General features: G+C 43.5%; 13 protein-coding genes. 3 read left to right on the top strand and 10 right to left on the bottom strand.

Features of this window, described 5'->3' with window-relative positions; genetic code table 11:
• Positions 1-133: 133 nt before the first annotated feature.
• Positions 134-571: a YybH family protein gene (locus tag M1K46_RS21370; RefSeq protein WP_256227618.1), complete on the top strand. Its 438-nt coding sequence runs from the start codon at positions 134-136 to the stop codon at positions 569-571.
• 87 nt (positions 572-658) lie between these two features.
• Here the strand turns inward: M1K46_RS21370 and M1K46_RS21365 are convergent, their stop codons facing one another.
• Together M1K46_RS21365 and M1K46_RS21360 are read right to left on the bottom strand one after the other, a co-directional pair.
• Positions 659-1,747, bottom strand: a complete 1,089-nt coding sequence (locus M1K46_RS21365; protein WP_256227617.1) for a glycerophosphodiester phosphodiesterase — start codon at positions 1,745-1,747, stop codon at positions 659-661.
• Positions 1,748-1,844: 97 nt separating this feature from the next.
• Positions 1,845-2,300: a GNAT family N-acetyltransferase gene (locus M1K46_RS21360; protein WP_256227616.1), complete on the bottom strand. Its 456-nt coding sequence runs from the start codon at positions 2,298-2,300 to the stop codon at positions 1,845-1,847.
• Positions 2,301-2,644: 344 nt separating this feature from the next.
• Here M1K46_RS21360 and M1K46_RS21355 point away from each other — a divergent pair, with 344 nt between their 5' ends.
• A complete protein-coding gene (locus tag M1K46_RS21355) occupies positions 2,645-3,613 on the top strand; it encodes an NAD(P)-dependent alcohol dehydrogenase (protein ID WP_062239109.1) in 969 nt (322 codons plus the stop codon).
• Positions 3,614-3,858: 245 nt separating this feature from the next.
• Here M1K46_RS21355 and M1K46_RS21350 read toward each other — a convergent pair whose 3' ends face one another.
• Positions 3,859-4,704, bottom strand: coding sequence for an STAS domain-containing protein (locus M1K46_RS21350; protein WP_256227615.1), 846 nt, complete (start codon positions 4,702-4,704; stop codon positions 3,859-3,861).
• A gap of 184 nt (positions 4,705-4,888) precedes the next feature.
• Here M1K46_RS21350 and M1K46_RS21345 point away from each other — a divergent pair, with 184 nt between their 5' ends.
• Positions 4,889-5,935, top strand: coding sequence for an NAD(P)/FAD-dependent oxidoreductase (locus tag M1K46_RS21345; protein WP_256227614.1), 1,047 nt, complete (start codon positions 4,889-4,891; stop codon positions 5,933-5,935).
• A 46-nt stretch (positions 5,936-5,981) separates the two neighbouring features.
• On the opposite strand, the gene M1K46_RS21340 is transcribed toward M1K46_RS21345, so the two are convergent.
• The 7 genes from M1K46_RS21340 to M1K46_RS21310 all read right to left on the bottom strand — a co-directional run bounded on the left by M1K46_RS21340 (position 5,982) and on the right by M1K46_RS21310 (position 11,795).
• The gene (locus tag M1K46_RS21340; RefSeq protein WP_256227613.1) at positions 5,982-6,989 is read right to left on the bottom strand and encodes a FecCD family ABC transporter permease; all 1,008 of its coding nucleotides are present in this window, start codon (positions 6,987-6,989) and stop codon (positions 5,982-5,984) included.
• Positions 6,986-8,029: a FecCD family ABC transporter permease gene (locus M1K46_RS21335; protein ID WP_053355971.1), complete on the bottom strand. Its 1,044-nt coding sequence runs from the start codon at positions 8,027-8,029 to the stop codon at positions 6,986-6,988. The genes M1K46_RS21340 and M1K46_RS21335 overlap by 4 nt, the downstream gene beginning before the upstream one ends.
• 29 nt (positions 8,030-8,058) lie before the next feature.
• The gene (locus M1K46_RS21330) at positions 8,059-9,000 is read right to left on the bottom strand and encodes an iron-hydroxamate ABC transporter substrate-binding protein (protein WP_256227612.1); all 942 of its coding nucleotides are present in this window, start codon (positions 8,998-9,000) and stop codon (positions 8,059-8,061) included.
• Between the two features lie 68 nt (positions 9,001-9,068).
• Positions 9,069-9,881: an ABC transporter ATP-binding protein gene (locus M1K46_RS21325; protein WP_256227611.1), complete on the bottom strand. Its 813-nt coding sequence runs from the start codon at positions 9,879-9,881 to the stop codon at positions 9,069-9,071.
• A gap of 243 nt (positions 9,882-10,124) precedes the next feature.
• Positions 10,125-10,739: a PH domain-containing protein gene (locus M1K46_RS21320; protein WP_248251234.1), complete on the bottom strand. Its 615-nt coding sequence runs from the start codon at positions 10,737-10,739 to the stop codon at positions 10,125-10,127.
• Between the two features lie 67 nt (positions 10,740-10,806).
• The gene (locus tag M1K46_RS21315; RefSeq protein ID WP_248251233.1) at positions 10,807-11,295 is read right to left on the bottom strand and encodes a DinB family protein; all 489 of its coding nucleotides are present in this window, start codon (positions 11,293-11,295) and stop codon (positions 10,807-10,809) included.
• Positions 11,292-11,795 (bottom strand): GNAT family N-acetyltransferase, encoded by a 504-nt coding sequence (locus tag M1K46_RS21310; RefSeq protein ID WP_256227610.1) that lies wholly within the window; start codon positions 11,793-11,795, stop codon positions 11,292-11,294. Before M1K46_RS21310 ends, M1K46_RS21315 begins: the two co-directional genes overlap by 4 nt.
• Between the last annotated feature and the right edge of the window lie 27 nt (positions 11,796-11,822).

The raw sequence follows: 11,822 nt of genomic DNA, 5'->3' as shown, positions 1-11,822 counted from the left end.
AACTGAAAGGAATGTACGTAAAAGAGTATGTGGGGGAATGGCGTCCTTCGATCGTTGAAGAAGGAAGAATGTTGGGGATATCGAATATAGTAATGGTTATAAATAAACTTAAATTTATAAAGGAGATGAATTCATGAGGGCAAGTTTTAATAAAGTTCAGGACGTTCTGGAAAATTACCGGTCTGCAGTATATGAGAAAGATGTTGAGAGATTTTTATCTGCATACGATTCTGACATACATGTGTATGATTGTTGGGAAAACTGGGAGAGTATCGGCATTTCCCAATGGAAGGAAATGGTGAATGGCTGGTTTAATAGTTTACGTGAGGAAGGTGTTGTACTCAAAATAGATTTTAATGATTTAGTAGTTGAAGAAAATACGAATCTCGCTTTCGTTCATTGTGCTGTTACGTTCGCTGCTCACAACGAATCTGGAGAGAAACTTCGTCAGCTGACAAATCGATTCACATTCGGTTTAAGAAAAGAAAACGAATCCTGGACCATCACACATGAACATTCATCATTGCCAATAAATATGGAAACTGGGAAGGGTATTTTCAACTTAAAGTAAGAACGATACAAGCTCCCTATGGGCTTTTTGATCATAACAAAAAAGCGGCATACTTTTTCAGCAGTGCCGCTCTTTCTTTCTAGCAAACTATTTGGTTGGTGCAGGATATTGCTTAGGCAGCTCCAAGCCATGCTCTGCCATCACTTCACGCAGGCGGTCCGGATAATCGGTAATCATTCCGTCAACGCCATCGTCCATGAGTTTGTTCATGGTTGGCTTGTCATCAACCGTCCAAGGAATAACTTTCATCCCTGCTTTATGTGCCTTTTCAACCATTTGTTTTGTTACGTAAGGCTCATAGTTGTCATCGGTTACTTTGCCATCCTGCGGGAAGCCATGTACTGGAGATATTGCGTTTGCACCGAAAGAGTGGGCAGCTGCAACCAAATCTCCGTTAAAGTCGTCAATGTCGATTCCTCCTAACCACGGAGAGGCACCCGGCTGTCCAGGCTGAAGAAACTGCGGTCCATTGGTAAGTGCCACTAAAGGCAATCTCGGCTCTATTTCACGCATGCGCATGAGTGAACCCCAGTCAAAGCTTTGGATCGATACCCGATTCAGCATGCCTGCCTCACGAACTTGGCGGGCTACCGTTTGGACAAATTCTTCGCGGGGTGCGGTCTCCTCGGGAGCACCGGCCTCCACCTTTGTTTCGATGTTCATCCAAACGTTATCTGCTTTATAGCGTTTGACCAGGTCGAAGATTTCCGTCAGCAATGGCATCTTCGCTCCCGGACTTGTCACCTGCCCTGGAAACTGCGGCTTGGTGGTTGAGCCGCAATCAAGGGTACGAATCTGTTTGAGCGTCAGATCTTTTATGTATTTGCCGACATAAGGATACTCCGGATCTCCTGGATACGCAGGCTTGGTATCCTTACAGTTCCCGCTTGAAATTTTACGGTCATGCGTAACAACCGCTTTATGATCCTGCGTAATTTGGACATCCAGTTCAAGTGTGCTGACTCCCAGCTCAAGTGCATGGGAAAACGATGCGATCGTCGATTCAACAGTAAGTCCCATTCCCCCGCGGTGAGCCTGCAGATCAAAATCCTTTGGACCAAAGTGGTTTGCATTTTGTTCTGCTGCAGAAGCGGATGGTCCATTCCCTAAACTCAGTGAGCTTACTATGACAGCTGCAATCGCAGCAAGTAATGCCTTCTTCTTTTTCCTTTTCATTTGCTCATCTCCTCAAAACTTTAAATTGGTTTACGTTTAAAGTATAAAGAGACTTTATAAATCCTTATTGAAGCAAACGTTAAGAAACGATATGGTTTTATAGATCCTTTGTCATAAATACACTATTGGGATCCTCTATGTATTCTGCAAACGGCTTACAGGTTTGAAACCCGAAACTGGCATAAAGCCTCCTGGCCGGTTCGAAGGCTTCCATGGAGCCCGTTTCCAGACTGAGCCTCCGATAGCCGCGCTGCTTCGCTTCCTCCTGGATGTGCTCCAGCATCCGCCTCGCAACACCCTTCCTTAGATGCAAAGACGAAGTTCTCATGGATTTGATCTCTCCATGCTGGCGGTCTAGTTCTTTCAGTGCCCCGCAGCCCAATAATTCTCCATCCTCCCAAGCACTCCAGAACGTAATATCCGGTTTCCTTAGTCCTTCAAGGTTAAGGGCATGCCTGCTTTCTGGCGGAGAATGAAGCTCCATCCCCTGAAGATGCTCCCCTATTAATCTGGCTATTTCAGGTCCTGTTAGATTATCTGCTTTGATCTCCATGAAAAAGAACACTCCTTGATTTTTGGTCCATTAATTAATAAAGGCACTTTCCATTTCAGCAAAAAAAGCCTTCGATAATAATTCGAAATCTTTTTCATTTAAATGAATGGCATCTCCGGCATTGTACTTCAATACCGATTTTTCAGGATTATACTTAATACAACGTTGAATTTTTTTCATACAATCGTTTTTATTTTACCTCAAAAGAATTTGGCACGCATGACTGCCTTCTTCTTAGTTCGAATATCTTTAGATTAATGGGTCTTTTGTAGGTTTTTTAAGCGATATTTTTATTTATTCATGAGAAAAAATGAACAAATCAAAGTTTAGTAGGGAGGAATGTTATGAAAGCTATTGTTTATCACAAATATGGTCCGCCGGATGTTCTTGAATTAACAGAGGTGGAAAAGCCTATTCCTGAGGACAACCAAGTACTGGTGAAAATTCATGCTGCGTCTGTGAATTATGGGAACCTGGTTCTTTTGAAAGGGGAGCCGTTCTTGGCCCGCTTTGCTTTCGGTCTTCTAAAACCTAAATACTCCATACCCGGTGGTGACATAGCAGGCCGGGTTGAAGCGGTTGGCAAAGATGTTAAGCAGTTTCAACCTGGCGATGAGGTGTTCGGTGATCTATCCCGTTGTGGCTGGGGTGGTTTTGCCGAATATGTTTCTGTTCCCGAAAATGCATTGGCACTAAAACCAGCCAATCTATCTTTCGAGGAAGCGGCTGCGGTGCCTATGGCGGCAGTAACGGCCCTGCAGGCTCTGCGGGATAAAGGCAAGATTCAGCCGGGGCAAAAGATTTTGATTAATGGTGCCTCTGGTGGTGTGGGGACTTTCGCAGTACAGATCGCCAAATCGTTCGGGGCTGAGGTAACGGCTGTGTGCAGTACAAGAAATCTAACGATTGTCCGGTCGATTGGCGCAGACCATGCCATTGATTATACAAAGGAGGATTTTACCCGGAAAGCGGAAAGTTATGACCTGATTCTTGCCGCTAACGGATATCAGCCGATTTCAGCTTATAAGCGTTTATTAAGTCCCAATGGAAATTATGTTATGGTTGGAGGTTCCGGTGCTCAAATGTTCCAAGCCATGGCATTTGGGCCTTGGATTTCAATGGCCGGAAGTAAGAAAATGGGTAACATCTTACAAAGGCAAAACCAAAAGGATCTGGTTTTTATGAAAGAACTTCTTGAGTCCGGCAAAGTAAAACCAGTTATTGATAGAAGTTATAAGCTGAGTGAAGTTCCCGAAGCATTCAGGTATTTTGCAGAAGGACACTCCCAAGGAAAAGTTGTCATCACTATGTGATTCATAAGCAAGAAAAGGGGCTGTCCAGAAAGTCGAAAATTGACCTTCAGGCAGCCCCTTGGCTTGAAAAATCTTCAATGAAAAGTTAATTGAAGTGGAAGATGCGAGACTCCTGCGGGACTAGCGTGACAGGTGAGACTCGCGCCGGTGCTTGCACCAAGAGGCTCACCGCACGCCCCGCGGAAAGCGAGCAGCCTGGAACGGAAATCAACAGCTTACAGACTTCTTGGACAGCCCCTTTTCATCTACAACGCTTGTATATCCATAAAGGCTTGATGCAAATTACCTTTAACTTTTATTTTATCGAGGTCTAATCCCAGGGCAACCATCGTTTGTGCCACCTCAGGGCGAATGCCTGTAAGGATCGTCGTCACTCCTAACAAGGTTAAAGCATCGATCACTTTAAATAACTGGTCGGCCACCATCGTATCGACTATCATTACACCTGAAACATCCATGATTAAGTGCTCCAATTTTAATTTTACGGCCTGACTCAATGTTTCTTCCATTAGTAAATGAGCTCTTTCTGTATCAATGTTCCCGATTAACGGCAACACCCCTGTCCCTTTAATCAAGGGAACGATAGGAACCGATAACTCCAAAAAGGCCGATTTTGCCTGTTCAAGCATATTTTGATGAGATTGAACATAGGTCAGACTGAAATAATATACTGCATGATCCAGCAGAGGATCGATGATCTCAATAACATCAAAAATCGTTTCAGCGGACATTCCCTGAATGGTCGCCTCTTCTTTGATGGATTTCCAAATGTAATCACGATAATAGCTTGTATCTTTTAATGCCTCATCAAGGGGGGCTCCCAGTTTAAAGAAATAGTCACCCGTTTCTTTTCCCCATTGCTTCATCTTTTCAATGGTTTTATTTCGATTATCGTGCTCAGTTAATGCTTCTCCAAACAGGGTGATAAATTCAGCTCGTATTTCCATGATTCGCGGCTCAATTTTCTGGAATTCATTTTTCTCCGCTTGAGTCATGGCCACGCCTTCCATTCGATCAGCGTGAACCGATTCGGCAATCTTATGTCTTCGTTTAATCAATAATTCCCCTAGCAGCTGTATATCGTTCTTCATCATACTCTCCTCCAAGGATTCGTATATGGGTCTGAAATCATAATACCCTATAACTTGAGAACATGCATTTTAAAATTTTTTACTTTCTTCAGGAAAAATACTTATTGTAAAAATGGGCGATTCGATATATATTTTAATTGAGAATGATAATCAATATTAATTTCTTTCTGAGGAGAGAACGCATGTGGAAAAAGAAATTTATGATGTAACGATTATTGGCGGTGGGCCAGCAGGGCTTTACTCTGCCTTTTATAGCGGACTTCGGGAAATGAAGACAAAGATCATTGAATTCCAGCCCCAGTTAGGCGGAAAAATTCATGTGTATCCTGAGAAGATGATCTGGGATGTAGGCGGCCACACACCACTTCCAGGAGCAAAGCTTATCGAAAAACTTGTTGAGCAAGGACTGACGTTCGACCCTGAAGTCGTTTTGAATGAAAAAGTAGAATCGATTACGCGGAATGAAGATGGTATCTTTATCCTGAAAGGCGCTAATGGTGCAGTGCATTATTCCAAAACGGTAATCGTTGCTGTTGGGAGCGGTATCTTAAACCCGCAGAAGCTGGAGATTGAGGGTGCCGAGAGATTTGAAGTGTCTAACTTAAACTACACGGTGAAGTCACTTCAGCATTTTAAGGATAAAACGGTGATTATTTCTGGCGGAGGAAATACAGCGATCGATTGGGCGAATGAATTAGTGAACATCGCTAAAAAAGTATACTTAACGTATAGAAAAGGAACACTTGCCGGCCATGAAGCTCAAGTGACACAGCTTATGAACAGTTGTGCAGACTGCATCTTTAACACATCAATCTCTAAACTATTCGCATGCCCGAACCATGAAGTAATTGAACAGATCGAGTTAACAAACCATGAAACTGGTGAAGTTACCTATCTGCCCATAGATGAAGTGGTCATCAATCATGGCTATGAACAGGATACATCACTTCTTGGAAATAGCAGCCTGAATATTGAACTTGAAGAAAACTTTTATATCGCTGGCAATTCAAACAGCGAATCCTCAGTCCCGGGGTTGTATGCTGCTGGAGATATACTCAAACATGACGGTAAATTGAACCTGATTTCCGGAGCCTTTCAAGACGCAGCTAACGCTGTGAACAAAGCAAAACAATTCATCGAACCTGAAGCTCAAAAAGTGGCGATGGTTTCTTCTCATAATGAAGTATTCAAAAAACGCAACCGTGATTTAGTCAAACAGATGATCCATTAAAAAAGGAGCCCAGCAAGGCTCCTTTTTTATTTCAATACTCCTATTACTATTTTTTCGCCAATAAATACATGAAATATGGGGCACCGATAATGGTTACGATAATTCCAGCTGGAATACCACTTGGATCCAGTATTACTCGGCCAATTGTGTCTGCCGTAAGAAGCAAGATTGATCCGATCAATGCCGCAACCGGAAGAAAGGCTTGATGGCGAGGCCCGACGAGTGATCTTGCAATATGAGGAGCCAAAAGCCCAACAAAGGCAATTCCCCCGCTGACAGCCACGGATGCCGAAGCAAGCGAAACAGCAACCAAGATTAGGACAATTCGTTCTCTGCCCGTGTTAACTCCAACGCCAATTGAAACATTCTCATGAAAGTTCAGCATGTTCAGCACATTGGATTTATACATCGTGAGAGGAATGAGAATCAGAATCCACGGCAGTAATGACAGTACAAACGTCCAATCATCACCCCATATTCTGCCGGCCATCCAATTGGCCATGAACGAGTAGTCTTCCATATCCAATCGCGTCGACAGTGTCAACGTCGCACCATAAAGGGCCGCAGCCAAACCAACCCCCACTAATACTAGCCTTGTTGGTTCAACGCCCTCACCTTTTATGTAAGACATACTATAGATGACAGCTGCTGTTGCCATTCCACCCGCCAATGCAAAAAGAGGCAGTATGTACAGGGAACTCGATGTTTCCACCGTAAAGAACATGATATAGACAACGACCATCAGACCGGCACCAGCATTAATACCCAAGATACCAGGATCTGAAAGCGGGTTCTTTGTAATACTTTGCAGAATAGCACCAGACACCGCGAGTCCCATCCCCGCAAGGATAGCAACAACTATTCGCGGCAGCCTGAACTCAAACAAAATAAGGTTCTCCCTCGGTGTACCTTGTCCGATGATTGTCCGAAAGAGTTCAGCAGGAGTTAATGACGCAAATCCTGAAGCGACACTGATGATAAACATGGCTATTAATAAAACAATCGCTGCAATCGTCGTCATTCTTATCTTCTTGATCTGTCTCGCGTTCATCATGAAAGCTTTCTTCCTCCCCTTCTCGCAAGGTAAAGGAAGAACGGTACGCCGACCATAGCAACGATCGCCCCAACTGGCGTTTCATATGGAGCATTTACCGTTCGGCCCAATGTATCTGCCAAAACCATCAGCACACTTCCAAATATTGCTGAGCATGGTATGATCCAGCGATAATCCGTTCCAACCAAGAAGCGTACAATGTGTGGAACCATCAAACCGACAAATGCTATTGCTCCTACAAGCGATACTGCTGCACCAGCAAGGATCAGTACAACAGTCATCAGTACAACCTTCGTTACCAGCGTACGCTGTCCAAGACCCCTCGCCACTTCTTCACCAAAGCTCAGAATGGTTAACTGCCTTGAAAACATAACAGCAACCACAATACCAATTATGACGACCGGTACGATGATTTTCAGCTGAGTCCAATTTGTTCCTGAAACCCCGCCTGCTGTCCAAAAAGCAAGATCTTGAGAAAGCTTAAAGTATAGAGCTATGCCTTCTCCTAACGAAGAAAGCAGTGCAGAAACAGCGGCACCTGCCAGCGTAATTCGGATTGGGGATAGCCCCCCTCTGCTCATGGAGCCTAATCCGAACACAAGTCCTGCACCAATTCCCGCACCGATAAAGGAAATAATCATCACTGTTACATAGTTTGCACCTGTGCCGAAAGCAAACACACAAGCAAGAGCTAAGCTTGCACCAGCGTTCAAACCCAATAAACCAGGATCTGCAAGGGGATTTCGTGTCATCCCCTGCATGATTGCTCCGCTGACAGCAAATGCCGCACCAACAACAGCTGCACCCAGCTCTCTTGGTAACCGGAGACTGACAATAATGCGATCAGCTTCCCTGCCAGGATCATAGTTTAATATAGAATTCCATACGGTAAGAAAATTAATTTTAGCGGCACCAACTGAAATCGCAAGACCAATACTCACCATCAGAAGAGCGAATCCCATAAGTAAAATGGCTGTACCCACTGCCGGCCTCGAATACACTTTATTATCTTTTATCTGCTTGATTTTTGTTTTGAACATGGCGGATTTCCTTTTTTATAAAAGCTTTCTTATTTCTTTTTCGTTAACTCGTTAACAATAAAGTCCAGTTCTTTTTCAAGAGAAATCGGGTCATTGAAGTAGAATGATTCAGAATCGAACTTAATCGCATGACCGTTTTTAACCGCTGGAAGCTCTTTCCATACATTTGACTTCATGAATGAGTTGTCCGGGTTGCCTGCACCTGTTCCGACAAAAATATAGTCTCCAGCGTATGTTGGGATCACTTCAGTAGAGATCGCTTTCCAGCCAGGTCCGAAAACATCCTTTTCTAATTTCGCAGGCGCTTTTAGTTGAAGAGCCTGGTAGATGACTTCTGTTCCACGACCCCAGTTTTTGCCATAGACATACATATCTTTACCGTAAGCTTCCATAACCATAAACGTTTTGTCTTCTCCGATAGCGGATTTAACTTTTTCACGTGCATCTGCAGCTTTTTTCTTCCACTCTTCTACCCATGCTTTTGCTTCTTTTTCTTTCCCAACCATTTTTCCGATTTCAACATGCTGTTCCAAGTAGTCGTACTTGTCGTAAGTCATGGTAACAGTTGGAGCAATTTCTTTATATTTCTTAATGTTCTTATCATCAGAATATGTAATGATCAGGTCAGGATTTAGTTCTAGAAGCTTTTCATAAGAATCAGCCGTAACAACTTCTGCTTTGTCCAGTTTGTTGCCGTAAAATTTATTTTGTTTCGGATATTCATTTACTGCTATTGGTGTAATCCCTAACTCCAGCAAGTTACCTGCATAGGTGGCAGCCATCATTGCAACGCGTTTTGGCTTTGCAGGAACTTCAACGTCACCTTTTTCGCCTTTATAAATCCTTGTTTCTTTTTTCGAATCTTTTTCTCCAGAGCTCGCTTCTTCTGATTTATTACCACATGCGGCAAGTGCAAATACTAAAAGCATTGTCATAAAGCTAACTAAAAGTTTCTTTGTATGTTGATTCAATTTTGTATCCCCCTATATTTGACAATAAAAATCATTCTCAATTAACTGTAAAAAAGAAAGGCGATCCATTACGCCAAATTCTCTACTAATTGAACACTTTTGATGAGATCATACGTTAGACATACGGGCTTCCTTGTTCTCGGATCCACACCAATCTCCGCATCGATATTAAAAACATTTCGAAGGACCTGACGTGTCATTACATCTTCAGCAGTTCCCTCTTTTAGGATAGCACCGTCTTTCATCGCAACCATATGGTGAGCAAACCGTGCAGCATGATTCAAATCATGAATGACCATCACAATGGTTCTCTTTTCATCACGATTCAGCTGCTCTAACAGCTCGAGTACCTCTAACTGATGTGACAGATCCAAATATGTAGTCGGCTCATCCAGCAAAATAATATCTGTTTCTTGGGCTAATGCCATTGCAATCCATACACGCTGGCGCTGGCCGCCTGAGAGTGCATCTACCGGGCGATCCTTAAACTTATAAATTCCTGTAACCTCAAGAGCCCAGTCGATCACCTCAAAATCTCTTTTCGTAAGTTTTCCAAGACCCTTTTGGTAAGGAAATCTTCCGTAAGAAACGAGCTCACCAACCGTAAGTCCTTCTGGTGAATCTGGAGACTGCGGCAAAATTGCCATCTTTTGAGCGATTTTCTTCGTTGATTCTTTACTGATGCCTTTACCATCAAGATAAACAACGCCGGATTTCGGATTCAATATACGCGACAACGTTTTCAAAACCGTTGATTTTCCGCAGCCATTTGGACCGATAATCGTCGTAATTTTCCCATCCGGAATGGAGATGTTCAGATTTTTGACGATGTCTCGCTCACCATAAGCAATCTTCAAATTCTCAGCATACAGCCTGGACATCATTCACCCTCCTTTTAAACATTTAATCAATTTATATAAAGCTGATAAGCGACATAATTGAAAATGATTATCAATATCGTTTTCATTTTATTGAATTATTGAGGGAGTGTCAATAGGTTTTTTCGAAAACATCGAGATCAGATCCACACTTCTGACAATAAAAAAAACATATTTTTGAAATATTTTATGTCTTTTTTCATAGAAAGGACAGGCTGCAAGGTGCAGCCTGTCTTTAGTGGTCTATTAATTATTAATATACTTCTCAAAAACATTGCCATAATCTTTTACATGATACTCTTTTCTGCTTTCCATGAGCCATGTGAAGGCAGCATCGTTCAACTGGTTGAAGTTATCCACGAGCTGGTCTTCCTTGCTTGTGATACGGCTGAGTGTGGTCGAAGCAAGGTTGATGCTCTGCTGGGCATACTGCAGGGCGAATTCGTTCTCGTGAGCAATCTCAGCGATTTTGCTAAGAGACTTGTAGAGATCCTTCAGCTCCTCGATATGCTTTTTGTGAACATCGATGGAAAAAGGTACAGAGCCGATGACAAACTTGATTTCCACATCGAGATCCACGGTTCCTGCGGTTTCCAATGAAACGTTGGAAATGGTGTTCTCGCTGTAGCTGTATCGGTGCAGCATGCGCTTTTTGCTGATCGCGCTCGTTCCATCCAAATGGATCAGCGCACGGTTCGTAAAGCAGTACTCATCGGTTTTCGATTTAATAAGAAAGTAGATTTTCTCGTTATCTTCATGGAACACGTAATCGTCGGCATCCACCTTGTCATAGTCTGCAGGCTTGATGACGCTCCCTACATCACTTAATCCGAGTGCATCTGAAGCTAAGCGTTTTAACATATCCTCTTACTCTCCTTATGTTTTCGTTTACTCTATATACGATAACACTTCGTAAAAAGTTTCGTTTTTAGTGGACGCCGTTCTCCACATTCCAGCTGCCTTGCTTTTTCCGTGCGTAAAGGATCTGGCCCGTATGATAGGCGGTATGGATCGTGAGGTTGGCGATGACGCTTCCCCACTCTTCATGCCTGTCTTCATAAGCGCCTTCATCAAAGCGTTCTTCTTCACTTTCTTCAATTGCATTACGCCACTGGGCCATGACCTCTTTTAACCGGTCGACCGTCTTCTTCCAGTCCCATTCTCCGTTCATGTCCTCAAACGTTTGATCGTTTTCTGCTTTGGCCGTAGATGGACTTGCTCCGGTAAAACGGTCCAGGTAGCGCTGATTCCAATAGATCAGATGGTTGACGATCTCACGGATGGAGTTGCTTTCCTGCGTTTCTTTCCAGGCAGCCTGTTCATCGGTCAAGCCGACGAGCGAGTTTTCCAGTGAAACAAACCAGTGATTGTTCTGAAAAGCATCAAGCTGGTTCAGCAAAAGTTCTTTCGCGTTCATTGTGTTGCCTCCTTTATTCGTGTTTGTTGCGGGACTGACGTAAATGTTTGAAAACGCACATTGTCTTTATCTGAAAACTGATCGGTAAAATGGCCGTTGGTGTAATCATGGATGATGCTTGTCCAAAAGGCCTGCGCCGGTTTGTTCCGGGGAATCTGGGCGATGTCCCAGTCCCCTGGGAACTGATAAAATACGGCAAATGCCGCCGCTTTCCCGAGTCCTTGTTTGCGGTATTTCTTCAGGATGAAGAATTCGGACATGTGGTAGATGCCCTGGTTTTTGCGGACCAGGATAAAGCCTGCATAATGTTCATCCGCTTTAATAAAGAACGGATAACGGCCCTCTTCTTCCCAGTATGCATCCAGATAGGTATAGCCATATCGGCCTTCTTTGTTGAGATCCGAACCATCAAACTCGCTGAAGTCGTAGCGGTACAGCTCAAGCATCTGCCTGAGCACAGGCTTCTTCTCTAACGGAATTCTTTCGAGTGTAATGTTCATTGAACATCCCCCCTTTTCATGGTGGTG

This window comes from Fictibacillus sp. WQ 8-8 (genome assembly GCF_024494405.1).
Taxonomy (GTDB): Bacteria; Bacillota; Bacilli; order Bacillales; family Fictibacillaceae; genus Fictibacillus_C; species Fictibacillus_C marinisediminis.
The sequence above is the reverse complement of the archived record's forward strand: the minus strand, read 5'-3'. Positions and strand labels throughout refer to the sequence as shown.